Genomic DNA, 258 nt, shown 5'->3' with positions numbered 1-258 from the left:
AGTTAGCACTACAAACCGACAGCCATCGACCTAAAAAAGAACGTCGTACTGCGCTTATGCTATTTAAGGAACTCCAGCAAGCAGGGTTCACCGGTAGCTACTCGGGTGTCAACCGTTACATTTACGCCTGGCGTGACCAAGCTGCCAAAGTCACTGGTAAATCTGCCTTCGTTCCACTGAAGTTTCAACTCGGCGAAGCATTCCAGTTTGACTGGAGTGAGGAGCTGCTTGTCATTGGCGGCATTCATCGCAAAATCC

The 258-nt window shown here is 49.6% G+C and carries 1 pseudogene; it reads left to right on the top strand.

From position 1 onward, the window contains the following. A pseudogene (locus QN347_RS20275) lies at positions 1–258 on the top strand (IS21 family transposase); the annotation flags it as partial.

The sequence above is a fragment of the Sphingomonas sp. 10B4 genome, from assembly GCF_035019905.1.
GTDB lineage: Bacteria > Pseudomonadota > Alphaproteobacteria > Sphingomonadales > Sphingomonadaceae > Sphingomonas > Sphingomonas glacialis.
This window is presented reverse-complemented; position numbering and strand designations above follow the sequence as displayed.